The organism is Cupriavidus taiwanensis (assembly GCF_900250115.1).
Taxonomy (GTDB): Bacteria; Pseudomonadota; Gammaproteobacteria; order Burkholderiales; family Burkholderiaceae; genus Cupriavidus; species Cupriavidus taiwanensis_B.
In genome coordinates this window covers 570,982-593,597 of sequence record NZ_LT984805.1, presented here as the reverse complement: position 1 = coordinate 593,597, position 22,616 = coordinate 570,982, and the positions used below count along the sequence as shown (strand labels likewise).

The window sequence follows — 22,616 nt, the reverse complement described above, 5'->3', positions numbered from 1 at the left end:
CGTTGAGCTTCGTGCTGTCTAACCGCATCAACAAGAGGCGCGCCTTATCCTACCCGGAAAAACTCCACGCTCTGCCCGGCATTGACCGCCCGCTTTAGCCACGACGGCATCTCGCCCTGCCCGTCCCAGGTCAGCCCTTCCGCGTTGCGGTAGCAGACCGGCGCCGCCGCAGGGGACGGAGGGGGCGGCGGCGGATCAAAGCACCCCGCCGCCCCCAGTTCCTCCATGGTCAAGCCGTAGTCGGCCATCTGCGCCTGGATCCAGCAGATCGCCTCCGCCCGCTCAGTTTTCGTGGTCATCGCTGCTATCGGTACTGTCGCTGCCGTCATCCGGGTGGCCGGGCCGCGCCGGCGCCCCCTGCTCTTCGCCCTGTGCTTCCGTCGTGGTCGGCGCCGCGCGCCGCCGGTCTTGCGCCGCCGTCCAACCCCGCAGTCGCGCTCGCGCGGCGCCAGGCGCAATTCTGCCAGCAGCTGGCGCGCGAGCGCCGCCTCGGCTTCGGCGCGCTCGGCCCGGCCCCGTGCTGCGGCCAGCGCCGCCTGCACCGGTGTCCAGGTCGCCGGCTGACTGGCGCTGCGCCTGCTCGGTGGCCGCGAGCCGGTCGGCCAGCGCCGCGGCCTGCGCCACCGCGGCGTCGCGCGCCTCGTGGCGCGCCGCCGCCAGTTCTGTGCGCAACTCCTCCGTCGCGCGCTCGCTCTTCTGCCGCGCGTTCCTGGGCAATGGTCACCTGCTCGCGCGCCCGCTCCAGCACCGTCGAGAATTGGGTGCGCAATGCCTCCAGCTGCCGCCGGCCCGCCTCCAGTTCCGTGCGGCCGGCCTCGAGCCAGGCCTGGGTCGCGGCGTGCGCCTGCCGCTCCGCCGCCAGCGCCGCCTGGGTTACCTCGATGGATTGCCGCGCCTCGGCGCGCAGCGTGGCGAGCTCCCCGGTGGCGGCCTCGTTCGCGGCCTGCCAGATCGAAATGGCTGTAAGGGGGTCAGTCCTTCGTGATCTTGGGCCCCAGATAGAGGATTTTCAGCCTCGTTGCATCGACTGCAACCGGCCATTCGAAATGCAATCGGAAATAGCGGTGGCTGATTTTCCCATGCCAGTGTGCAAATATCTCCTTGCTTGCATCGTCCGGATCGGGAAAGGTCATCTCTTGCTTGAATGTGCGTTTATTTGTAGGTGATTCCCCCGAGAATAGAGCTCTATCCCCAGTGAAGAACTGATCGACAATAGCGCGAGCGTTGGGGCCTTCTGAGCCATCAGGCATACGCCCGGCCATATAGTCATCAAGGTGTTTGAAGAGTGCCATTGCTCGGTCCCGTATCGGTGCCTCAAAGGGTTCCTTGGCAAGTACACTATTCTCATAGAGACTATTGGGAATGTGCAGTCTGGGAAATCTCTCGCGCGCAGCCACTACAAGCTGTTGCCAGTTGGTCGGCTCCACTCCAGCGTTCATGGCGGAAGTCGCGAGGCTATCAAGCGCCCAGAGGTTTTCGACTTCGTAAGTCCCTCGACGGTCTTCCGCAATGCCATGATCCACTGGAAGCGGTGATCTCCCAAACTCGATCACACCACCCGGAAAACTAAACGCAGTAGCTTCATTACCTGCTTTGATGCGCCTCGTCGCTTCCCCCAAGCCGGTGTTAGTAACGTCGACACCCAGACACTCAAAATAATCTTCCGGTTCAGGCTGGCGATCGTCATCCAAGAACGGCCCTGTCCGATCAAGCCATATCAACACGGCCCTGCGCAGATCGGCTAGGTTTGTCGCCGCCAAGACTTCACGAAGTGTCTGGCTGACCGTCACATTTCGATGGGGGAGAGCTCGTGTAGTGTGTAGGGCGGACTTCAGTACAGCGAATCTGCTTCTTGAGGATAAGAGACCCTGTAGCAGTGCGAGGAATTCAGGTACGTCATTGTATTGGCCTTGCAAAGAAGCATCATTGATATACCAGCGCATCCTCACTCCCAACCTGAGAGCCGAGCCAAGTCTTTTTCAGACTGGTCAAAAAATCCTTCTGGCCAACTGGCGATGCGACCTTCATTATCGACAGCTAGCGTTAGTACCCCGTGTCCGGTCTCTGTCGTTCCACTAAAAAAGTGGACGCATAATTCATCCGGTGGAAGCAGGCCTTCTTTCACGGCGAGGCGCACACCGTTCAGCAGGTGGTCGCTGTGGGTCTCTACTACAACTTGTAAGCCGGCAGCTGCGAAGTGGGCGAGCAGTCGGCCCATTTGCGACTGGGCAAATGGATGCAGGTGAGCCTCCGGACTGTCAATCACTATCATTTGCCCATCGTTAGCTGCTAGCAGAGCAATGAGAATAGGGAAAGCGTAGGTAAATCCGTAGCCGACGTTGGCGGGTCTCCGCCAGGCTCCAAAATCGGAAATGCGAAACTGCAGGCTTTCCAGTGATACCTGGGGGACGTGATGGACATTAGCTTGTGCGTGAGGAAAGAGCGTAGCTAACCAAGCGTCAACCTGTTTGCGAAGGGAACTCGCAGGCTCGCCAGGATGTCGACGCGCAACTTGCACTTCATCGTCAACATACCGATCGTACCAGTACGGAGCAAACCTACCGTCAGCGCCCACATCTGTCACTTCCTCATCAGATTCGGGCATGGGGTAAGCGTCGGTAAGGCCATCGCGCACGGCGCTCAGGTAGGAAAGCCCTGTAATCGAACGGCAAACCTCAGTCGAGGGCTCCTTAATGGCTTCGGTAGGCGGCGTATTCGTTGAACCGGCAACATCGCAAATGCGTGATTCAGTCACCTCGAGATGTCTTTCACTCGCGCGAGCCGAGGTCGTCCACGTGACCTCGTGTTCCACGCCTGCAACCTTGAAAGCCAAACTTGATCCAGAAGCATTCGCCGGCAGTACATCACCAACGGTGCCTAAATGCACAATTGGACCATTCAAAGGTAACTTTTGTGCTGATGCCGATGTCCGCAAAGCTTGCGCCAAGAGGAGCAGCGGCTGGACGGCACTTGATTTTCCGCCAGCATTGAAGCCAGTCAGCAGAGTTAAAGCGCCGAAACGCAAGCGCAGACTTGAGAAGCACTTGAAATTCTCGATATCGAGCGTCTTAATCATTTTTGCGCCACCTTCGAGAGAGTGGATTCCATTGCCTCGAAACGCTTTTGAACAGCTGCAGTGCTGTTGGTCGAATAGGTAATTGCGCGTGCAAATTCTTCGTCTCGGACAAGGTCAACGATGGCTTCACGTAGGGCGTCGTGCCGCGATTCGAGATTCGAAAAGCCATCATCAGACATCGTGACGGAGCATACTTCGAACAGGGAGATATTAATGACACTGCGCCCGGCGCCTGGGTTTTGCGACGCGAGGGATTTACGAAACGCATGGTCGCTGAATAAGGCTCGGTTCAAGGCCATGACTCTCTCGAAGGAGAATAAAAGTTCTTCCCTCTCTGCTTGACTAAGACGTGTAAGTGCTCTTAGCCCTTCGGCAAGAAACCGATCCATGTCTCCAGCAGTGTATTGTTTCCGGCCAAGAAGTTTGAAGGCACAGAACCGATTGATAGCCTCCCGATCGCGCATGGTTTTCGCATTGAGAGACTGGCCCGTCGCGGAGCGAAACGCGTCGCTTTCGGCCGCTTGCTTAAGCCATTGGGTCGCCGGTCCGTTATAAAGCGCATTTCGCATCTGCTGACGCGTAAGCGGTTCACCACTGTTCACCCGTTCGAAGATGTCGAGTCGCGCTCGCTCGGGGGCTTTTGCATCCAAGATATACATAGTGAGCTGCGTATCCTGAACACGTTCCTGCAAGTTGAGAGGCAAGTCTTTGAAGTACTTTCCCTCGAGCACGTGAGCACCTAGTCCTACGTTGTCGCTCGCTAAACCAGTCAACTTCAACTCGTCACCTAGAAAACGAGCGAAGGTGGTCAGACGTTGCAGGCCATCGACAACGATTATCCGACCGTCCAGAGCTTCCGCAACATAGAAAACGGGGAGAGGGATGCGCATCACGCAACTCTCGATTAGCTTGGACTGCTTCGGATTTGGCCACACGAAATCTCGCTGAAAGTCCGGATCAAGAACGTAGCGTTGATTTTGTATGCGCTTGACGACCTCGGAAACGGAGCGAGTCTCCGTCCGAACGAATACCGCATCTAAAGGGTATTCGCCCCATCCATCGCCGGAGCCCTCGTCCAATCCCTCAACGTCTCGTTCGCTCGCGTTTTCGCCTTGGTTCATCCTCACCCCATGTGGCACGTTCAACGAGATAGTCTATCGCCACTTATGGGGTAGTTGTACTTTCCGTGCATTTTCTGGCGGTATGCTCCAGAAAGCCCTTTCTTATCAAGAACTTACAATGCTCGGTCGGTGTGTGATTGATTGCGCCGAGAAACCTTGCTGCGGGCGGCTCTGCTGTCTGCTACCGCCACTTTTTGCATGGAAAGTACGATGACCCCATGCTGCCATCGATGCCAAGCCCTCAAATGAACAACGGCCCCCGAAGGAGCCCTTGTCAGTAACTTTTCTGTTTCGAGGTCAGTTACAACCCAAGGCGGCTATTAGGCGGCCAATGCGAACTTTTCGTCGTTAGCATTTACTTCGATTTAGTTTTAACGTCTTCTCTGACGAGTTGCCTCACGACCCTATCTCCCCCTGTCGAAACCAGGTCAGGCCCATCAGAAGCGCACTATCCGTGCAATGCGCTTCTGGTGGACCTGGGCGGAATCGAACCGCCGTCCAGAAGGCCTTCAAGAAGAAGGTTCACAACCATTATCGGGAACCTTGCAGCACCCAACGGTCCAGATTCTACGCGTCCTGCCGGCAGCGTCAAGGCCGATTGCATGGGGCGCTACAAGGACCCGACCCGGTAAAACTCCACCGATTGCCCCGCATTGACCGCGCGCTTGAGCCACGACGGCATCTCGCCCTGCCCATCCCAGGTCAGCCCTTCCGCGTTGCGGTAGCAGACCACCGGCGGCGGCGGTGCGGCCGGTGGCGGGGGCGGTGGCGCGAAGCACCCCGCCGCGTCGAGCTCTTCGAGGGTGAGCCCGTAGTCGTCCATCTGCGCCTGGATCCAGCGGATCGCGTCCGCCCGCTCAGTTTTTGCTGTCATCGCTGCCGTCACTGCTGTCGTTGCCATCGTCCTGGTTGTTAGGCCAGCGCCGCCGGCCCTGGCTCGTTGCCCGGCTCTTCCCCTTGGGCTTCCTGCACAGTGGCCGCCGAACTTCCGGCCTGCCGAGTTTGCGAGTCGGAATGGGCGGACCGGCCGCGCCCGCCAACCTGTCGTTCAGGACAAGAGATCGATTAGGAAACGCTCGCGCTTCTTGCCAATCCACGCGGGAGCCCGACCGCGCCCCGACCAGGTCTGGCCCGTCTTCGGGTTGCGGTACCTCGGAGGCGGCGCGGCCTTCGTCTTGGTCGGAGCAGCGCGGGCAGCGGGCGCAACACTGGGCTTGCCCGCAATGTCCTCAATGCTGAGGTCGTACTCCTGCATCCACTGCCGAATCTCCTCTACGACCTTTGGCACTTCCGTGGCTCGCAACTGCTCAAGTTGCGCATTGACAGATGCCAGTTGAGCGAGCAGTGAGGATTGGGACGGGCTTTGGGTTGCGGTAGGCGTTTTTTGCTCCTGTCGCGACTTCCGGGTTTGCGGCTTCTGAGTCGGCGCTCCAGGCAGAGTTATCTGCTTCGGCCCGCGCTTCCGGGATGGGGTCTCTTGAGTCGTGACTTCCGGACCGGCAACTTCGGCTAGGGTTTTCGGCTTCCGAGCGCGCTTCGGGGCCCGCCTCTCTGCCGGCGCTGCTTCCGGAGCGGCAGTTTCGGCGAGCGCTTTCGGCTTCCGAGCGCGCTGCGGGGCCCGTGTCTCTTCCGGCGCAGCTGCCGGAGCGGCAGTTTCGGTGAGCGCTTTCGGCTTCCGAGCGCGCTTCGGGGCCCGCGTCTCTTCCGGCGCAGCTTCCGGAGCGGCAGTTTCGGTGAGCGCTTTCGGCTTCTGACCGCGCTTAGGGGCCCGCGTCTCTTCCGGCGCAGCTTCCGGAGCTGGGGCGTCAAGCGGTGCTACCGGGGCGGCCGTTTCGGTCAGTTCGTCCTGGGCGGCAGCTTCCATCGGTTCGTCCGTGGCCAGGACTTCAACCGGAGCTTCGGCCACGGCTTCCGTGGTCGCTGCCGAGGACATGGCTTCCATGGGCGCTTCCGGCGCGTCGGATTCCGTCAACGCTGCCGAGGCGGCAGCTTCCCTCGATGCTTCCGGTGCCACGTCTTCCGTTGAAGCGTCCGGGGGGGCGTAAGACCGCCGGCGCCGATAGGACACGGTCGCCGTCGGGCCGCTATCCCGGCTTGTCGACCAGAAGTCCAAGCGTTGGGCCTGCGTGTCAACGCTGCCACGACCGACGCCTGCACCACTGGCTTCACCCATGGCGGGATCCGCGTCGCGCATCGCCTCAGCGATGGGAAGCTCCATCTGACCGAGTCCGTCCGTCGCATTGCTCGCGACACGGGGTTCAACTTCTTGCTCTGGGGCCAATTTGTTCTCCTTCATTGAAGCCACTGCCCGTGCAGACGCTTCCTAATCCCATGGACGGTGAGACCTTGTCTCTTGCGTGTCATTCGCTTCTCGCCTACGCCCCTCTGCGCCTGGATCCAGCGGATTCGCGTCCGCCCGCTCAGTCTTTGCTGTCATCGCTGCCGTCACTGCTGTCGTTGCCTTCGTCCTGATGGTTGGGGGGCGCCGCCCCCGGCGCGTCGCCCCGCTCTTCACCCTGCGCTTCGCCCAGTTCATCCTGCTGAGCGTCCCCCTGACCGTCGCCCTGCGCTTCCGGCGCGGTCGCCGCCGAACGGCCGCCCTTGCGCCGCCTTCCACCACCGCCACCGCCGTCGCGTTCGCGCGGCGCGACGCGCAGGGTGGCCAGCAACTGACGCGCGAGCGCGGCTTCCGCTTCGGCCCGCTCGGCCCGGCGCTGCGCTGCGGCGAGCTCCGCCTGCATGGCATCAAGATCGCCCGCCGCCTGGCGCTGCGCCTGCTCGGCCTCTGCGAGTCGGTCGGCCAGCGCCGCGGCCTGCGCTTCCAGCTTGGCGCGGCTCTCCGCCTGCGCCACGGCCACATCACGGGCCTCGCTGCGCGCCGCCGCCAGTTCCGCGCGCAGGTCTTCGGCCGTGCGCTCGCTCTTCTGGCGCGCGGTGCGCTCCTGGTCCAGTTCGCGCAAGCTGCGCCGCTCGCTGGCCTCGGCGCGTTCCTGCGCGAGCGTCACCGCCTCGCGGGCGCGCTCCAGCTCCGTCGAGAATTGGGTGCGCAAGGCGTCCAGCTGGCGTCGGCCCGCCTCCAGTTCCGTTCGCCCCGCCTCGAGCCGGGCCTGCGTGGCAGCGTGCGCCTGGCGTTCGGCCGCCAGCTCCGCCTGCACGGGGTAGTCGTCCTTTTCGTGCAAAATCTTACGGTTTCCTCCAGATTTTCCTTGTGAATCAATGGGTTGAAAATCCGCCGATTTCGCAAGAGCCATCCTTTTTGTGCAAAACCTTACGCATTCAAGCTGCCGGACCAGCCACGCCGAGCTGTGTCCGATAGTCGGCCAGCAACTGCTGCTGGGCGTCGAGCCGTCCGGTGACCTTGGCCAACTCGCCGGCCAGGCGCTCGCGCGCGGCACGCTCGGCGGTTAGCTCGTCCGCTTGCTGCTGGACCGCGGAGCGCAGGGCATCGCGTTCGGCTTCCGCACGGGCTTGATCGACGCGAGCTTGGTTCAGCCCGGCATGTGCCTGTTCCGCCTGCGTCTCCAGGCCGCGGCTGCGTTTGGCCGAGGCGGCAATCTCCGCGACCAGCCGTGCGCCGTCCTTGTTCAGTTGCGTGATCTCCCCCTGCTTGACGATCAGCGCCTGATTGGCTTGCCGGGTTTCTGCCTGCAGTTGTTGGACCTGCTGCTCGTGCCGGCGTGCCTCCTGATCGCGCTGCTCTTTGCTGGCGTTGCGGAAGTGTTCCAGTGCTTGGTGTGCGTGCTGCAGCTTCTCCTCCAGCGAGCGCCGGAAGCCTTCGTGTTCGGCCAGCCGTTCGGTGAGATCCTGGACCTGCTGCGCCAGCCGTTCGGCCTCCAGGGCCCGCTGCTGCAGCGCCGTCTGCGTGTCGCTGTGCGCGGCCCGCACTTCGGCAACGGTGGCATGCGCCTGCGCCAGTTCGGCGCGAAGTGCGACGAGATCAGCGGACAGCTTGTCGGCTTCCGCTCGGACCTGCTGCCGCTGTGCGGTGGCGGCCGCGACCTGCTGGTCGACCACTGCCTGCGCTTCTTCGTGCAGCCGTGCCGCCAGCCTGCCTACCAGATCCAGGATGGCATCGGAGGTCGAGCCGGCCCGCTGGAGCGCCCCGCCTTCCTCTTCTTCCAGTTCCTTGAGATAGCGGTGAATCGTCGTTTTCGAGCCGGTATTGCCCAGCGCGATACGTATTGCATCGATCGACGGATGCTGCCCCTGGGCCATCAACGAATCGCGGGCGCGTTTGACATCCAGACGGCTTAGACCGGCACGGGCCATGGTGCTCCTATAATTTGATACCGTATTACGTACTATGTATATACATACCAAATGGAGCCGTCAAGCAAGCGGATTCTCGTCGATTTTTGACAGGTGATAATGGCAGATTATCACGTGTGAGGCCCTGGCGAGAGGCTCTCCAACCGGCCCGCTAGTACGAAATGGCTCACAGCCTCTGGGCAACCTTCCGCGGTCTCGACCGGCCCGGGCGTTGTTGCACCTGGGCAACTCTTGACGAATGCCCTTACCGGCAAGATCGTGCGCCCGCACACCTGCTCGCGATCTACGGCGCCATACGGACCCGATCACGGAGAAGTTCAGGCAGCTGGGCGGCGCAGAGCGCCCTGCAGCTCCTCACGAATAGCCCCGGACGTGGAGCGATTCGAGGTGGCGAAACGCACAAGAGGATTCCGAAATGGTCATGGAGGCCAGACAAGCGCGACAATACGCATCCGCACCATCGCTATTTGCTCCCCTTGGCCATGCACGACGTCGACCGATACCTGGAAGCCGCCACCCGCGACAACACGCGGCGAAGCTACCAGGCAGCCATTCGTCATTTCGAGGTCGAATGGGGTGGTTTTCTGCGGCTAGCGCCGACAGCATCGCGCGTTACCTGGCCGAGCACGCGCAGACGCTATCTATCAACACCCTGCGTCAGCGCCTGGCTGCAATCGCACAATGGCACGTCTCGCAAGGCTTCCCAGATCCGAACCGGGCGCCACACGTGCGGAAGGTGCTCAAGGGCATCCAGGCATTGCACCCCGCACAAGAGCGGCGCGCCAAGCCGCTGCAGCTCGCTCAGTTCGAGCAACTGGTGGTGTGGCTCGACGCCCAAATTGCTGCGGCCTCGATGACAGGCAATGACCACCACCTCCAGGTCCTGGCGCGCAACAAGGCCCTGGTGCTGATTGGCTTCTGGCGGGGCTTCCGGTCGGACGAATTGAGCCGGCTGCAGATCGAGCACATCACCGTCGAGCCCGGCCGGGGCATGACGATCTTCCTGCCGCACACCAAGACGGACCGCAACCACGCCGGCACGACGCACAAGGCGCCTGCCTTGTCGCGCCTCTGCCCGGTGGCTGCCTATGTGGCTTGGTTGGCCGCGTCAGGCTTGGCAGCGGGCCCTGTGTTTCGGCGGATCGATCGCTGGGACGGATCGCCGAAGCGGGGCTGCAAGCCAGCAGCGTCGTGCCCTTGCTGCGCAAGCTGTTCCAGGATGCGGGGCTGCTGCAGGCGGACCGCTACAGCAGCCACTCGCTGCGGCGCGGCTTTGCCACCTGGGCAAACGCGAACCAGTGGGACCTCAAGATGCTGATGGAATACGTCGGCTGGAAGGATGTCCGCTCGGCCATGCGCTACATCGACGCGGCAGACCCATTCGCGCAGCACCGTATCGAAGCAGCGCTGGCACCGCCACCAGCCACCCTACCGTCGGCGCCGCCGCCCGAGCGACGTCCCACGGTTCCGCCCAAGCCCGTGCCTGAAACGCGGTTGACGGTTGACCTATACATCGAGCGCAACAGCAAATTCGTGCGCGGCAAGTCGAAGGCGCGCCGCTGGATCGAGCAGTTCTGCCTGTCCCAGTACCAGATGCGCGTCTTCGAGCAGCGCCGCCCCCGCTATGAAATCGTCATGCCGTTCACCGCAGGGCCGGAGCTGGAGAAAGCCATCGAGGTGCTGCTCGCGGACATGCACGAAAACGCGGACCTCTGCAATTGCTTCATTGAGGTGACGTTGCACGATCCGCTGACCGATACTCACTGGAGCTGATCAGTCTGGCTCCGGAGGGTCCGTTCTTCTTGCTACACCGCACGCCGCTGCGGTGCCACCTCAAGCAGGCTGTCTTGATACAGGTGGATCGGAAAGCTCATGATGCCCCGGAAATTCACATGCGCGAAATGTGCGGGCCCCATGCGGCGCAGCCAGTCATCTTCAATCCGTTGCCCCTTGCGGCGCCAAGCATCGGCCGTCGTTTGCATGCGCTGGGTGTTCCAGGCAATCACCAGATTCGTCAGCAGCGTCAGCGATCCGGAAATCGCGATCATTTCGTCCTGACGGCGCCCGCGATCATGGTGTACCTTGCTCGAGTAAATGGCACGCTGGAGCTGGTGCACCGACTCCCCCCGGTTGAGCAGCGTGCGCAGCTCCCGACGAAACTCGATGTTGCTGAAAAAATCGCACAAGAAGAGTGTGCGCAGCATCTTGCCCAGATGATCAGCTGCCCGATGAATAGGGTCGCCTTGGGCGGCGCTGCCGAACCGCTGCAGCGCGACGATTGCACTCACCCGGCCCGAGTGGATGGAGGCGATTAGGCGCAGCAAGCCATCCCAGCCGTCGCGGATTGCCTTGAGCGAGATCTCGGGCGAGACGGCGGCCGACAGTCCATCCGTTACCTGCAGACCGCGCGGCAAATACAGCTTGCGCTCCGACAGATTGCGCAGCCATGGGCATAGATCAAAGCCGAGCAATTTGGACACCGCCATCCCAACGCTCGTGTATCCATGGGTATCGACCGCGAGCCGGAGCAGCCCGCCGTCGCTGCGGGTCTCATTGTGGCGCATGACCCCTTCAATGGCCACGCCGGCCTGGCGTTCGTTGAGCACCATGGGCTGGTTATAGACGATTCCGTGCTGGTCCAGCACGTGCGTATAGATCCCGACGGCATGAGTGCGACGTCGAGGATCGGCGCGGGCATAGAACAAGTGTCGCGAGGTGTCCAGGCTCATCGAATCGCTGGACGCCTGTTGACCGGTCCCCCATAACTCGGTGATCGGGTGCGTGCGCTGGAATTCCACTACCCGTTCGTTCGCTCGGCGCAGCCGCCCGGGCATCTCAAGCGCGCGCATCGCGGTGGAGACGTGCGCCGGATCGAGCTTCGGAATCATGGCGGCGACACCCTTGGCGTCGAGCTCGGTGCCATGGGCGAGCAGCGCGGCGTAGAGCGTGATCAGTTCGTGCGCGTCCCCGTTGCGTGCCAGCAGCACTTCGCTGAAATTGGTACGGGCATCCATCTCGAGGATCATGTCGGCAAACTGCGCGCTGCCGATGTCCTTGAAGAGCAGATCACGGGTGCGCGTGGGGATGCCATCGCTTTCCGCCGCTTCGAGCGGCGACAGATGCAGCACGCCGTTCGTGTCGATCGTGACGTGGCCTGCCGCACGGGCCTCGTCCAGTGCCGCGAGGCCTGCCTTCAGGTGATCCATGAGGGGATTGAGGTAGGTGTCCGCCTGGTTCGGCAAGTCAAGCGTGGACAGATACCGGTCGCGCTCAGAATCCCACTGAGCGGGCGGGATCAGCAGTTGATCGCGTTCCCGAAACGACAGGCTATGGCTGATCCACACGGTGCCGCGGCGCAGCCCCTTACGCAGGCCCGTGATCGCGCAGGCTTCCATCGCGCGCAACGCGCGCTTACGGTCTTCGCCGTCGACCAGGTCACGCCAGCTCGCGCCCACCGACACATTGCAATCGGGCGGCAATTCCGTCGCGCCTTGGTCGTGCAGACTACCGATGAACTCAAGCTGCCGCAGGGCCGGATCGGTGCTGTTGCTGGCAAATTCCAACTCCCGCAAGGAAGTCACGAGGTTGCGGATACGGTGGTGGTCTTCCGTGAGCGTTTCGCGCACGCTGGCGGCGTGGCTTGCCGGCGGTTTGGCCGATAGGCCTTCAAGCAGCTTGCCGATGTCGGCCAGCCGTTCTTCGGCCGAGCGGCGGGTATCGTCAACCAGGGCCTTGATCTCGACCATTTGCTGCCGGTATTCGCTCGCCGAGCGCGCTTGCTTCGTCGTGGTCTTGTTGTAGGCCTGCCGAACTAGGTCGGAGACGCGCCGTCCGGTTTGGTAGAGCATCGCGTCCGTCAGCTCCAGCAAGGTCACACGCAGGAAAAACACCAGCTCAATCGTACGCGTGGAGGTCTTCAGTTCGCGGACTTTGGCGGGACGGCGAGCCTGGATACGCTGGCCACAGGCGCGCTGCTTCTCGATCGGAATGGCATCAAACGCCCAAGTATGCGCGCCGAGGCTCTTCAGGAAGCGGATCTTGGCCAGCGTCTCATTCATGGTTGAGGGGCTGTGCCGTGCTGGCGGGGTCTTGAGCCATTCCAGCACGGTCGTTCCCGCTGTTGCATGTTGGGCGAACACGGCAGCTTCGGCTCCTGCTATCTGCGCCAGGGTGGACGACCGCCTCAATCGACAGCAGCAAATCTCGCTCGATGCCCGCCCAAATTGAGCGAGCCAGGCTCAGCAGCGCTCGTGTCGAAGGAATCAGAATCCGTCGCTCATACAGCCAGTAGTGGGCGTGCTGGATCAACTCCTCAAGGGAAAGCGATTCGGCGGCATCTTGCCGCATCCAAGCTCCGAGGCCTCTCCAGTGATCGTCATCGATTCGTGTCAAGCCGAGGTATTGGCAGGCCCAGACCTGGTGTTCATACAGCGTCGGATATCGCTGATAGATGGTGCGCAGCGAGGCGATCGTCGGAGTTGGTAACCCCAGCTTTTCGCCCACGTAGCGCAAGAGCTGACGGGGGAGTGTGTTCAGTTGGTCAAGGGTACGGCCACTTGCCCGCAGAAATGCCAGCTGGATGGCGGCTCCGGCACGGCCGGCACGCCGAAATTTCTGGTTGATTGCGGCAACGTCGCTGTCGGTCAGCGCGAAATAGTACTCGACATCGAATTCCGACAATCGAGAAGGCAAACTGTCTTTTCCCACATAGCGAAATTCCAAGCCCGGCATCTTCCGCCCCCATCCAGGTGACACGATCCGAAATCGCGGGCGGACATGGTACTCCCGAAGTCACTTGAGGGCAGCAGGCAGCTGTCTGCTTTGCCCGGAGCGCCTTATAAAGAAAGGCTTTGCGGGGAAACCGTAAGATTTTGCACAAAAAGGACGACTACCCCGAACTGCGGGATCGGAAATTCCCACCGAGGAAGCACGTCAGCCTTCCGGTGGTCGGCCCCACCCGCCGGATCACTAATCGGTATCGCGCAAATCGTGGATGTGGCGAATCCACGTGCCTCTTCTCTCATGGCATGGGTGGACGAAAATATCAACGTGTTCACGTTGCGCTTTGGCCGTCCCGGCGGCAACGGCCTTCTGCTGGGTTGTATAGTGGCTAATCGCGTCGCGTTGGCCTTCAACGTATAGCGCCCAGCCGGCAATTTCGTGGAATACGTGAATATCACGTGTGGACATGATCTCGCCCTCCTGCGCTTTTTCTTCAGTTGTAGACCGATGGACGAACAGTGCCTGTGCTGCGGCGACTAACAATGAGTGCATCCGCACATAGGAATAGGCTCCTGAGTTCGGACAGCGCGCGCGCATGAGTGATTGTGGATTCATACACCCAGCGCCATGGCGGAGACCGATCTGGCGGGACGTGTCCTCGGTCGCATACTGCCTAATGGACACATAGATTCGAGGCAACGCATCACATAAACTTCACTTGATTGGTTTCCATCATTCGACTATATTCGAATGATGGAAACCAATCACGCCCTTGAATCGCTTGCCGCGCTCGCGCATCCGATACGCCTGTCTGTCTTCCGGATGCTCGTGCAAGCCGGGCCCGCCGGGCTGCCGGCTGGCCGGATTGCCGAACTGATGGAAATGCCGGCGTCATCGTTGTCGTTCCACCTGAAGGAACTGCACCGCGCTGGCTTGCTGTCCAGCCAGCAGGCCGGCCGCTCGATCATCTACATGGCTCATTTCGAAACCATGAACGCCTTGCTGGGTTACCTCACGGAGAACTGCTGCAGCGGCAATCCGTGCTCCCCTGTGTCCACCTGTTCCGTCGAGTCCCGATCATGAAACGCTTCCACGTACATGTCAGCGTCGCAGACCTGTCTGCGAGCATTCGCTACTATTCAGCGCTCTTCGCGGCCGAACCGTCGGTGGTGAAGGACGACTACGCGAAATGGATGCTTGAAGACCCCCGTGTGAATTTTGCCATCTCGGCGCGCGGCGCAGAAACCGGGGTTGACCACCTGGGCTTCCAGACTGACGACGCCGCAGAACTCGCGGAGCTGAAGCAGCGGGCCCAAGCCGCGGACATGGCGATGCAAGACGAAGGCGAAACCACGTGCTGCTATGCGCGTAGCGACAAGTACTGGCTGACGGACCCGCAGGGCATCGCGTGGGAGCACTTCCACACCCTCGGCGATGTGCCCGTGTACGCAGAATCCCGAAAGCCCGATGCGGACGGTCAGGAATCGGCCTGTTGCGCGCCGCGTGCTCCGAAGGGGAAGCCGATCGGCATCGCCGTCAATGCCACGCCGTCTTGCTGCTGAGGGCGCGTCATGAGCGAAAAAACCTACCACGTCCTCTTCATCTGCACTGGCAATTCGGCCCGCTCGATTCTGTCAGAAGGTCTGATGAATCATTTGGGCCAGGGGCGCTTTTGCGCCTACTCGGCTGGTAGTCACCCCACGGGTGTCGTCAATCCCCTCGCACTGGCAGCGCTGGCGCGCCACGGCATGGAGACCAACGGGTTTCGCAGCAAGAGCTGGGATGAGTTCTCCCGAGACGGCGCACCAACACTCGATTTCGTCTTCACGGTCTGCGACAAGGCCGCGGGAGAAGTCTGCCCGATCTGGCCTGGCCAGCCCATGACAGCACATTGGGGCGTCCCCGACCCGGCCGCCTGCGAGGGCACCGACGCCCAGAAGCAGCAGGCCATCAACGACGCAGTCATTTCGCTCAAGCGTCGTATTGAACTGTTCCTGTCCCTGCCCCTGCCGAAGCTTGACGCCATCGCGCTTCAGAAGGCCATCCGGGACATCGGCACGCGCTGAAGCGCTCCCAATAGAACTAGTTTTTGCCCCCATGACGACCAACGTACTGATCCTCTGTACCCACAACTCCGCCCGTAGCGTTCTGAGCGAAGGCATGCTCAATCACCTGGCCAGGCAGTTCGGTCGGGATGTGCGTGCCTACAGCGCCGGAAGCTCCCCGAGCGGACGTATCAACCCGTTCGCGATCGAGGTGCTGGCAAACGCCGGCGTCGAGGTCGGCGATTTCCGCAGCAAGAGCTGGGATGAATTCGTCAACCCCGATGCGCCGCAGATGCGCGTTGTCATCACGGTGTGCGACAGCGCGGCCGAGGAAGAATGTCCGTACTGGCCGGGTAGCCCGGTGAAGGTGCACTGGGGCTACCCTGACCCGTCCAATGCGGAAGGCGGCGATGAGAAGAAGCGCCAGGCATTCGAGCTGACCCGGCAGGCGATCGCCTACCGGATGCTGCAACTGCTGCTGCTCCCGATCGAGGACATGAGCAACGCCGAGTTGCAGGGGACGCTGCAGCGTCTGGCGGGGAACTGAACATGAGTAGCCAAAACGTAGCAGCCACCAGCCAGCCCGCTGCCAAACCTGCCATCAGCTTTTTCGAGCGCTATCTGACCGTCTGGGTCGCGCTGTGCATTGTCGCTGGTATCGCACTGGGGCAAATGCTGCCGGATGTCTTCCAGGCGATCGGACGGATGGAATACGCACAGGTCAATCTGCCAGTGGGCATCCTGATCTGGGTGATGATCATCCCCATGCTGATCAAGATTGACTTTGGCGCACTGGGCCAGGTGAAATCGCACTGGCGAGGCATCGGCGTGACGCTGTTCATCAACTGGGCGGTCAAGCCGTTCTCCATGGCGCTGCTCGGTTGGATCTTTGTGCGCCACCTTTTCGCGCCGCTGTTGCCTGCCGACCAGCTGGACAGCTATGTGGCCGGCCTCATACTTCTGGCCGCCGCGCCATGCACGGCCATGGTCTTTGTCTGGAGCCAGCTTTGCAAGGGCGATCCGTACTTCACGCTGTCCCAGGTCGCCCTGAACGACGCCATCATGGTCGTTGCCTTCGCGCCGGTGGTGGCGCTGCTGCTGGGCCTGTCGTCGATCACTGTCCCTTGGCACACCCTGCTCACGTCGGTGGCCCTGTACATCGTCGTGCCGGTCATCATCTCGCAACTGCTGCGCAAGATGTTGCTGGGCCACGGCGTTGCCTACTTCCAGCGTGTCGTGCAGCGACTGGGGCCCTACTCCATCACCGCGCTGCTTCTTACGCTGATTCTCTTGTTTGCATTCCAGGACAAGGCCATTATCGACCAGCCGCTGGTGATCGCGCTGCTCGCGGTGCCGATCCTGATCCAGGTCTTCTTCAACTCGGGGCTGGCCTACCTGCTGAACCGCAAGTTTGGCGTGGCCCATTGCGTGGCGGGTCCGTCCAGCCTGATCGGCGCCAGCAATTTCTTCGAACTCGCGGTCGCCACCGCGATCAGCCTCTTTGGCTTCCAGTCGGGAGCGGCGCTGGCCACGGTCGTAGGGGTGCTCATCGAGGTGCCGGTCATGCTGCTGGTCGTCAGCATCGTCAACCGGTCCCAGCACTGGTATGAGGCGAAGGCACATTAAGGAGTTGGCATGTCGGTAACGATCTATCACAACCCTGCGTGCGGTACGTCACGCAATGCGCTGGCCATGATTCGCAATGCGGGCGTCGAGCCGAATGTCATCGAATATCTGAATACGCCGCCGGACCGGCAGACGCTGCAGCAGATGATCCGGCTTGCCGGCCTCACGGTGCGCCAGGCCATCCGCGAGAAAGGCACGCCCTACGCCGAACTGGGCCTGTCCGATCCGGCGCTGACGGATGACCAGTTGCTCGATGCGATGCTTGCCCAGCCGATCCTGATCAACCGGCCCTTTGTTATCACCGAGCTGGGCGTGCGGCTGTGCCGGCCCTCGGAAGTCGTACTCGACATCCTGCCCTCGCCACAACAAGCCGCATTCACCAAGGAAGATGGCGAGGTCGTGATCGACGAGCAAGGACGGAGGGTGCCATGACAAGTGATCTGCCCAACATCCTCCCGGCTGTGCTCGACACCCCGGACCTGCACAAACTGGAGCCGGCACACGTCAATGCCCACCCACCGCGCATCCTGTTGCTCTACGGCTCACTGCGCGAGACCTCGTACAGTCGCCTGCTCGTTAAGGAAGCCGAACGGATCCTGCAGCACTTCGGTGCGCAGACTCGCGTGTTTGACCCGCATGGCCTGCCGATCTGCGACAGCGTCCCTGCCGACCATCCCAAGGTGGCCGAACTGCGCAAGCTCTCGGAGTGGTCCGAAGGCCAGGTGTGGTGCAGTCCCGAGCGGCATGGCACGCTGACCGCGATCTTCAAGAACCAGATCGACTGGCTGCCACTGGAGATGGGCGGGATTCGCCCGACCCAGGGACGCACGCTTGCTGTGATGCAGGTTTGCGGTGGCTCGCAATCTTTCAATGCCGTCAATGCTCTGCGCGTGCTGGGGCGCTGGATGCGCATGGTGACGATCCCCAACCAGTCGTCGGTCGCCAAGGCGTACCAGGAGTTCGACGCGAACGGCCGCATGAGGTCATCCTCCTACTATGACCGCGTGGTCGACGTCATGGAGGAGCTATACAAGTTCACGCTGCTCGTGCGCGATCGCAGCGACTACCTGACAGACCGCTACAGCGAGCGCAAGGAGGCGGCGCCGGCGACTGCCACGACGCTCGTTGCGGCCGCGATGAGTCAGGAGCAGGAGGCTCAGGTCAGCGATACCGACAGCGGCGAAGTCGAGTAACAAGCCAAGGAATGGCTATGGAGCCGAGCACCGGCGTGATTGCGAGGCTGGGAATCGCCCAGACACTCGCGTGGGGATCCACCTACTACCTGCCGGCCATGCTGGCGACGCCAATGGCGACGGATCTCGGCGTCTCCACCTCGACGGTGTTTGCAGCATTTGGCGCCGCGCTTATCGTGTCGGCAGTAATTGGATCGTATGCAGGCAGAATGATCGATCGGTCGGGCGGCCGCTCTGTGCTGGTTGCCACCAGCATTGTGTTTGCGCTCGGCCTGACTGGGCTCGGCTTCGCACAGGGCGCAATGGGCCTTTTTGTTGCCTGGCTGGTCCTGGGTGTGGGGATGGGCGCAGGGCTATATGAAGCCGCATTCGCCACGCTTGTGGTCCTATACGGCAACCGCTCTCGGGGCGCCATCACCGGTATTACGCTGATTGCAGGCCTTGCCAGTACGGTCGGTTGGCCCTTGTCGACCTTCATGGAAGCCCACATCGGATGGCGCGGGGCATGTCTTGCGTGGGCGGGATTACACCTGACACTCGGCTTGTTGCTGAATGCCAGCACGCCGCAGAGACTTGTCTCCGAAGATGCGAAGCAAGATAAGGTTGTGCCGGCGAAGCGCGATCCTTCAAGCGTGGCAGAGCGCGACAAGCAGCGGTTCGCTTCGTATGCGTTGGCTTTCGTGTTCGCGGCGACCTGGTTCATCAGCACCGCGATGGCTGCACACTTGCCACGCCTCCTGCAGGCCGGGGGCGCGACTGTGGCAACGGCCGTGATGGTCGGTGCCTTGATCGGTCCTGCGCAGGTCGGGGCAAGAATCCTTGAGTTCGGGCTTCTGAGAAAGATCCATCCCTTGCTCTCCGCGCGCATAGCGGCAGCATTACACCCTATCGGTGCGTTGGCCTTTGGACTCGTAGGCGCACCCGCGGCCGCATTGTTCGGCGTATTGCATGGCGCTGGCAACGGTATCCTGACCATCGCTAAAGGAACACTGCCTTTGGTCATCTTCGGACCCAGCGGCTACGGGCACCGCCAAGGTGTATTGATGGTCCCCGCGCGCGTCGCCCAGGCATTGGCGCCATGGCTGTTCGGCATTTGCCTTGATGCGTTCGACGCCAAGGCACTTTGGCTGTCGTCGGCACTCGGTGTAGGAGCCATCGTCGTTCTCATGGCAATTCAGCAAGTGGAGCAGTCCGTCGCCAAAGTGGTTTGAACTTGGCAGGACTGCTCGGCGCGACGACTGAACGGGAAAGCCTCGCAGGGCTTCGCACCGGCCAGAGCGGACGCCCACTCTCCCAAATGCAAGCGCGCCGCTGTTTGCGTCGGCGGGCGAGCCTGCGCGGGTGATGGAAGCGATTACTGAAGATTTGCAAAAACCAAATAAGCACCGAGTGTCGCATAGGACGCAAGTCGCGATCACGGCATCCGCCATGGCGCTAAAGTTCTCGATGCGCTTGTCCCGCCCGCGGGCGCCCAAGGTCACTGTGATTACTGTTGATTGAGGCATCAGCGTGCTCGTCCGATGCGGCCACCAAATGGAACGAGGCTTCCGCCTGAGGACAGGGTGTCGGCTCGCATTGGATCGCGATATGGGTGATGTCGAATCGCTCGGCAAGGAGCTCGCGTACGGTAGGTAGAATCTTGCGTTCCACATCAGTTTCGGGTGGAATCACCAGGTGGACGGTTAGACTGATTTTCCCGCTCGATAGCGCCCAGATATGCAGATCGTGAAGGCTGTGCACCCCTTGAACTGAAAGCAGCACTTGTTTTACTTCATCGAGTTCGATATCTTCCGGAACCCCTTCCAATAGAATGTTGAGACTCGATTTCAAGAGCACCCAGGTCCTTGGCAGCACCCAGAGTCCGATGAGCACTGCGACCGCCGAATCGACCCATCCCCATCCGGTCAGCCAAATAATCAGAGCGCCGGCAATGACGCCGAGGGAACCAAGCAAGTCGCTCCAAACCTCAAGGTAGGCGCCCTTGATATTCAGACTCTGCTCCTTTCCGGCAGAAAGCATGCGCATACTGATTAGATTGATCACGAGACCTACCGTGGCAATCGCAAGCATCCCCAAAGATTGCACTTCCGGAGGATCGCTCAGGCGGCGATACGCTTCATACAAAATGTACAGTGCTACGCCAAGCAGCATGACGGCGTTAAATGCTGCAGCCAGAATTTCGAAGCGATAGTATCCAAAGGTCCTTCGCGCATCCGCCGGACGCTTGGCGATCTGAATCGCAGCCAGCCCGATTGCGAGCGCCGCTGCATCAGTGAACATGTGGGCAGCGTCTGAAATGAGTGCCAGGCTCTGGGTCAGTACGCCCCCGATGAGTTCCGTCAATAGAAACGCCGACGTCAGACCGAGCGCCACCTTTAAGGCGCGCTCGTTGCGCGTCGCGTGACTATGATTGTGCCCCGTGCCCATCCTGCACTCCTCTGCGCGTTCACCGGTTGTTTTCAAAATCACGGACCCGGCATACTGCATAATCACCTGCCGTCTTTGCGCGAGCCACTCGCAGGGCGAGGGTATTCCGAGGTCGGATCTTGGCCGGGTTGCCACTAGCGATAATGATCCATCGAAAAGCAGATTCCCTTTCAACAGGACGCAAGAACCGCACCTACCTTGTGGGCGCTGCGGTAGGCCATTCGTGGACAGAATCGGCGGCCCCGACTAGACCAGCACCGGTAAGTTTTCCCATTCTTGCTTACGGGCGATCCAGTTGCCAAGGGGCGGAGCGCAGGGCAGGCTGCCTCCTGCAGAGCGGCGTGCGCCGTCATTTTCTGACACACACGTAATGAAGTCGTCACAAGCGACGGGGCGGTTTTCGGGTAAACTTGCGTCGTCTCCAAGCCCGCTCCCCCGATGCGCCGGTTGTTCCTGATCTTCCTCATGCTTGTCTTGCCGTTCCAGTTTGCCTGGGCCGGTGCGGCAGCGTATTGCCAGCATGAGGCAACGGTGCCGGGCATCTGGCACTTCGGGCACCACGAGCATCAGCACCAGGGCCAGTCGGACCTTGAACAGGTCGAAAAGCAGAACAAAACGGGTATACATAGTGACTGTGGCGTCTGCCACATGGCATCCGTGCCGTTCGCCTGGGCCGCCAATCCTGGCCTGGAATCCCTGCAGCGTGTCGAAATGGCGCCAGTCGTCGTGCAGGCGCATTTCACCTCGCACAACGCCAGGGCGCCGGACCGCCCCCAATGGCCCCGTCTCGCCTGACCGGCGAGACGATCTCTTCCTGACGATCCTCGTCTCGCCGAATTCCCCTGGTACTTTCCGTGGTGCAATTCGATGCGAAGACTTTTCCTGCAGCTCGGGCTGGCGGCATGCGCGCTCAGCCCTACTCTTACCCTCGGCCAGGCCCTGCCTGCCACCACCGGTGCCGTTGCAGCGCAGCGCGATGACGCTGGGCCGCTGACGCTCGAGACCGCCCTCGCCCTGGCGGCAGCTGGCAACTTCTCACTGTCCGCGGCGGCCAAGGAGGTCGACGCAAACGAAGGCGCGATCATGCAGTCGCGGGTGATTCCCAACCCGGAAATCGCCGCGGTCATGGAAGACACGCGCAAGGCGACGCGCACCACGACCGGACAGGTCAACATTCCGCTAGAACTCGGCGGCAAGCGCTCGGCCCGAATTGCGGCCGCCGAACGCGGGCGGGACGTCGCCCAGGCGCAGTTGAGCAGTCTCCGCGCCGACCTGCGCGCATCGGTCATCGCGGCCTTCTTCGGTGTCCTGATTGCGCAGGAGCGGGTCAAGCTCGCGACCGGCTCGGCGGACATCGCCGCCAAGGGTGCCCAGGCCGCTGCCCGGCGTGTGGCCGCGGGCAAGATCTCGCCAGTCGATGAGACCAAGGCGCGTGTCGAACAGGCCAACGCCGAACTGGAAGTCGCCGAGGCCACCGCGGAACTGCAGACGGCACGGCAGGCGCTTGCCACCTTGTGGGGGAACGCCAGCCCGCAATTCACGGAGGCGGTCGGTGACCTCGATGCCCTGCCGACGCGACCGGCGCCGGACTTGCTGCGCGCGGAACTCGAAAGGTCGCCGGCCCTGCTGGCAAACCGGCTGGAACTGGACCGACGACAGGCACTGGTCGGGGTCGAGCGCAGCCGCCAATACCCGGACCTGACGCTCAGTGTCGGCGCCAAGCGTGACAACGAAGCCAACCGGAACATGGCCGTACTTGGCGTCGCCATCCCGTTGCCGCTGTTTGACCGGAACCAGGGCAATCTCTACGAGGCCATCCGCCGCGCCGACAAGGCGCAGGACGAGTACCTTGCCAGCCAGATCCGCCTGAACAACGCCCTGCAACAGGCTTCAAACCAGCTGTCGGTGTCACGGGCTTCCGCCCAGGCGCTGAAGACGACCGTGTTGCCCGGGGCCCAGCAGGCGTACGACGCGGCCACCAAGGGATTCGAAGCCGGCAAGTTCAACTTCCTGGACGTACTGGACGCCCAACGCACCCTGTTCCAGGCCCGCATCCGTTATCTCGGCGTACTGGCCCGCACCTACGAGGCCGCCACGAACATTGACCGCATCCTCGGTCGCTAAAGGGACTACCGCA

Annotated in this window: 21 protein-coding genes, 1 other RNA gene and 3 pseudogenes; 11 read left to right on the top strand and 14 right to left on the bottom strand. The window is 61.8% G+C overall.

All coding sequences use genetic code 11. The features are described from left to right. Positions 1-44: 44 nt before the first annotated feature. The 11 genes and pseudogenes from CBM2586_RS31905 to CBM2586_RS32765 form a co-directional block, all read right to left on the bottom strand. Positions 45-299, bottom strand: coding sequence for an H-NS family nucleoid-associated regulatory protein (locus CBM2586_RS31905; protein ID WP_012354860.1), 255 nt, complete (start codon positions 297-299; stop codon positions 45-47). Beyond that, a pseudogene (locus tag CBM2586_RS31900) lies at positions 283-955 on the bottom strand (DNA-binding protein); the annotation flags it as partial. The gene CBM2586_RS31905 and the pseudogene CBM2586_RS31900, both read right to left, overlap by 17 nt. A gap of 16 nt (positions 956-971) precedes the next feature. Continuing rightward, positions 972-1,691: a hypothetical protein gene (locus CBM2586_RS31895; RefSeq protein WP_145987457.1), complete on the bottom strand. Its 720-nt coding sequence runs from the start codon at positions 1,689-1,691 to the stop codon at positions 972-974. A 254-nt stretch (positions 1,692-1,945) separates the two neighbouring features. Further along, entirely contained in the window at positions 1,946-3,076 is a 1,131-nt protein-coding gene (locus tag CBM2586_RS32395; protein WP_012354857.1) for an AAA family ATPase, read from the bottom strand. Next, the gene (locus CBM2586_RS31885; RefSeq protein ID WP_012354856.1) at positions 3,073-4,197 is read right to left on the bottom strand and encodes a DUF262 domain-containing protein; all 1,125 of its coding nucleotides are present in this window, start codon (positions 4,195-4,197) and stop codon (positions 3,073-3,075) included. The genes CBM2586_RS32395 and CBM2586_RS31885 overlap by 4 nt, the downstream gene beginning before the upstream one ends. Before the next feature lie 246 nt (positions 4,198-4,443). Beyond that, positions 4,444-4,803: a transfer-messenger RNA gene (ssrA, locus tag CBM2586_RS31880) on the bottom strand. A 4-nt stretch (positions 4,804-4,807) separates the two neighbouring features. After that, entirely contained in the window at positions 4,808-5,071 is a 264-nt protein-coding gene (locus CBM2586_RS31875) for an H-NS histone family protein (RefSeq protein ID WP_018003838.1), read from the bottom strand. Between the two features lie 174 nt (positions 5,072-5,245). Next, positions 5,246-6,493, bottom strand: a complete 1,248-nt coding sequence (locus CBM2586_RS31870; RefSeq protein ID WP_012354854.1) for an H-NS family nucleoid-associated regulatory protein — start codon at positions 6,491-6,493, stop codon at positions 5,246-5,248. Between the two features lie 124 nt (positions 6,494-6,617). Further along, positions 6,618-7,352 (bottom strand): annotated as a pseudogene (locus tag CBM2586_RS31865) (hypothetical protein); the annotation flags it as partial. A 121-nt stretch (positions 7,353-7,473) separates the two neighbouring features. Then, positions 7,474-8,466 (bottom strand): DNA-binding protein, encoded by a 993-nt coding sequence (locus CBM2586_RS31860; protein WP_012354504.1) that lies wholly within the window; start codon positions 8,464-8,466, stop codon positions 7,474-7,476. 637 nt (positions 8,467-9,103) lie between these two features. Beyond that, positions 9,104-9,514 (bottom strand): hypothetical protein, encoded by a 411-nt coding sequence (locus CBM2586_RS32765; RefSeq protein ID WP_431194963.1) that lies wholly within the window; start codon positions 9,512-9,514, stop codon positions 9,104-9,106. Between the two features lie 149 nt (positions 9,515-9,663). Here CBM2586_RS32765 and CBM2586_RS32760 point away from each other — a divergent pair, with 149 nt between their 5' ends. After that, complete coding sequence (locus tag CBM2586_RS32760) at positions 9,664-10,239, top strand: tyrosine-type recombinase/integrase (RefSeq protein WP_431194962.1); 576 nt, start codon at positions 9,664-9,666, stop codon at positions 10,237-10,239. A 32-nt stretch (positions 10,240-10,271) separates the two neighbouring features. Here CBM2586_RS32760 and CBM2586_RS31850 read toward each other — a convergent pair. Together CBM2586_RS31850 and CBM2586_RS31845 are read right to left on the bottom strand one after the other, a co-directional pair. Then, positions 10,272-13,197, bottom strand: a pseudogene (locus CBM2586_RS31850) (Tn3 family transposase). Between the two features lie 237 nt (positions 13,198-13,434). After that, positions 13,435-13,803: a DUF2188 domain-containing protein gene (locus CBM2586_RS31845; protein WP_116311654.1), complete on the bottom strand. Its 369-nt coding sequence runs from the start codon at positions 13,801-13,803 to the stop codon at positions 13,435-13,437. A 138-nt stretch (positions 13,804-13,941) separates the two neighbouring features. Here CBM2586_RS31845 and CBM2586_RS31840 point away from each other — a divergent pair, with 138 nt between their 5' ends. The 8 genes from CBM2586_RS31840 to CBM2586_RS31805 are packed head-to-tail and all read left to right on the top strand — an operon-like array spanning position 13,942 to position 19,263. Then, positions 13,942-14,271, top strand: a complete 330-nt coding sequence (locus CBM2586_RS31840; RefSeq protein ID WP_012354851.1) for an ArsR/SmtB family transcription factor — start codon at positions 13,942-13,944, stop codon at positions 14,269-14,271. Beyond that, positions 14,268-14,750 (top strand): ArsI/CadI family heavy metal resistance metalloenzyme, encoded by a 483-nt coding sequence (locus CBM2586_RS31835; RefSeq protein WP_012354850.1) that lies wholly within the window; start codon positions 14,268-14,270, stop codon positions 14,748-14,750. The genes CBM2586_RS31840 and CBM2586_RS31835 overlap by 4 nt, the downstream gene beginning before the upstream one ends. Before the next feature lie 9 nt (positions 14,751-14,759). Next, complete coding sequence (locus CBM2586_RS31830) at positions 14,760-15,254, top strand: arsenate reductase ArsC (protein WP_012354849.1); 495 nt, start codon at positions 14,760-14,762, stop codon at positions 15,252-15,254. Positions 15,255-15,285: 31 nt separating this feature from the next. Further along, positions 15,286-15,780 (top strand): arsenate reductase ArsC, encoded by a 495-nt coding sequence (locus tag CBM2586_RS31825; RefSeq protein ID WP_012354848.1) that lies wholly within the window; start codon positions 15,286-15,288, stop codon positions 15,778-15,780. A gap of 2 nt (positions 15,781-15,782) precedes the next feature. Then, the gene (gene arsB / locus CBM2586_RS31820) at positions 15,783-16,859 is read left to right on the top strand and encodes an ACR3 family arsenite efflux transporter (RefSeq protein ID WP_012354847.1); all 1,077 of its coding nucleotides are present in this window, start codon (positions 15,783-15,785) and stop codon (positions 16,857-16,859) included. 9 nt (positions 16,860-16,868) lie between these two features. Next, on the top strand, positions 16,869-17,291 hold the full coding sequence (gene arsC / locus CBM2586_RS31815) for an arsenate reductase (glutaredoxin) (RefSeq protein ID WP_012354846.1): 423 nt from the start codon (positions 16,869-16,871) through the stop codon (positions 17,289-17,291). Next, positions 17,288-18,052 carry an arsenical resistance protein ArsH gene (gene arsH / locus CBM2586_RS31810; RefSeq protein ID WP_012354845.1) on the top strand — a complete coding sequence of 255 codons (765 nt, stop codon included), beginning with the start codon at positions 17,288-17,290 and terminating at the stop codon, positions 18,050-18,052. Before arsC ends, arsH begins: the two co-directional genes overlap by 4 nt. 17 nt (positions 18,053-18,069) lie before the next feature. Next, positions 18,070-19,263, top strand: a complete 1,194-nt coding sequence (locus tag CBM2586_RS31805; RefSeq protein WP_012354844.1) for an MFS transporter — start codon at positions 18,070-18,072, stop codon at positions 19,261-19,263. A gap of 223 nt (positions 19,264-19,486) precedes the next feature. Here CBM2586_RS31805 and CBM2586_RS31800 read toward each other — a convergent pair whose 3' ends face one another. Beyond that, positions 19,487-20,479, bottom strand: coding sequence for a cation diffusion facilitator family transporter (locus CBM2586_RS31800; protein ID WP_012354843.1), 993 nt, complete (start codon positions 20,477-20,479; stop codon positions 19,487-19,489). Positions 20,480-20,917: 438 nt separating this feature from the next. Between CBM2586_RS31800 and czcI the strand changes: the two genes are divergently transcribed. Both czcI and CBM2586_RS31790 read left to right on the top strand, forming a co-directional pair. After that, positions 20,918-21,274, top strand: a complete 357-nt coding sequence (gene czcI / locus CBM2586_RS32610; protein ID WP_012354842.1) for a cation efflux protein, CzcI family — start codon at positions 20,918-20,920, stop codon at positions 21,272-21,274. Positions 21,275-21,346: 72 nt separating this feature from the next. Further along, the gene (locus CBM2586_RS31790) at positions 21,347-22,603 is read left to right on the top strand and encodes a TolC family protein (RefSeq protein ID WP_012354841.1); all 1,257 of its coding nucleotides are present in this window, start codon (positions 21,347-21,349) and stop codon (positions 22,601-22,603) included. The last annotated feature ends 13 nt before the right edge of the window (positions 22,604-22,616 follow it).

What these genes read in the sequence shown, in the direction of transcription:
- CBM2586_RS31905 (WP_012354860.1), bottom strand. Translation starts at nt 299, where the DNA reads ATGACCACGAAAACTGAGCGGGCGGAGGCGATCTGCTGGATCCAGGCG.
- CBM2586_RS32395 (WP_012354857.1), bottom strand. Translation starts at nt 3,076, where the DNA reads ATGATTAAGACGCTCGATATCGAGAATTTCAAGTGCTTCTCAAGTCTG.
- CBM2586_RS31885 (WP_012354856.1), bottom strand. Translation starts at nt 4,197, where the DNA reads ATGAACCAAGGCGAAAACGCGAGCGAACGAGACGTTGAGGGATTGGAC.
- CBM2586_RS31875 (WP_018003838.1), bottom strand. Translation starts at nt 5,071, where the DNA reads ATGACAGCAAAAACTGAGCGGGCGGACGCGATCCGCTGGATCCAGGCG.
- CBM2586_RS31870 (WP_012354854.1), bottom strand. Translation starts at nt 6,493, where the DNA reads ATGAAGGAGAACAAATTGGCCCCAGAGCAAGAAGTTGAACCCCGTGTC.
- CBM2586_RS31860 (WP_012354504.1), bottom strand. Translation starts at nt 8,466, where the DNA reads ATGGCCCGTGCCGGTCTAAGCCGTCTGGATGTCAAACGCGCCCGCGAT.
- CBM2586_RS31845 (WP_116311654.1), bottom strand. Translation starts at nt 13,803, where the DNA reads ATGAATCCACAATCACTCATGCGCGCGCGCTGTCCGAACTCAGGAGCC.
- CBM2586_RS31840 (WP_012354851.1), top strand. Translation starts at nt 13,942, where the DNA reads ATGGAAACCAATCACGCCCTTGAATCGCTTGCCGCGCTCGCGCATCCG.
- CBM2586_RS31835 (WP_012354850.1), top strand. Translation starts at nt 14,268, where the DNA reads ATGAAACGCTTCCACGTACATGTCAGCGTCGCAGACCTGTCTGCGAGC.
- CBM2586_RS31830 (WP_012354849.1), top strand. Translation starts at nt 14,760, where the DNA reads ATGAGCGAAAAAACCTACCACGTCCTCTTCATCTGCACTGGCAATTCG.
- CBM2586_RS31825 (WP_012354848.1), top strand. Translation starts at nt 15,286, where the DNA reads ATGACGACCAACGTACTGATCCTCTGTACCCACAACTCCGCCCGTAGC.
- arsB (WP_012354847.1), top strand. Translation starts at nt 15,783, where the DNA reads ATGAGTAGCCAAAACGTAGCAGCCACCAGCCAGCCCGCTGCCAAACCT.
- arsC (WP_012354846.1), top strand. Translation starts at nt 16,869, where the DNA reads ATGTCGGTAACGATCTATCACAACCCTGCGTGCGGTACGTCACGCAAT.
- arsH (WP_012354845.1), top strand. Translation starts at nt 17,288, where the DNA reads ATGACAAGTGATCTGCCCAACATCCTCCCGGCTGTGCTCGACACCCCG.
- CBM2586_RS31805 (WP_012354844.1), top strand. Translation starts at nt 18,070, where the DNA reads ATGGAGCCGAGCACCGGCGTGATTGCGAGGCTGGGAATCGCCCAGACA.
- CBM2586_RS31800 (WP_012354843.1), bottom strand. Translation starts at nt 20,479, where the DNA reads ATGGGCACGGGGCACAATCATAGTCACGCGACGCGCAACGAGCGCGCC.
- czcI (WP_012354842.1), top strand. Translation starts at nt 20,918, where the DNA reads ATGCGCCGGTTGTTCCTGATCTTCCTCATGCTTGTCTTGCCGTTCCAG.
- CBM2586_RS31790 (WP_012354841.1), top strand. Translation starts at nt 21,347, where the DNA reads ATGCGAAGACTTTTCCTGCAGCTCGGGCTGGCGGCATGCGCGCTCAGC.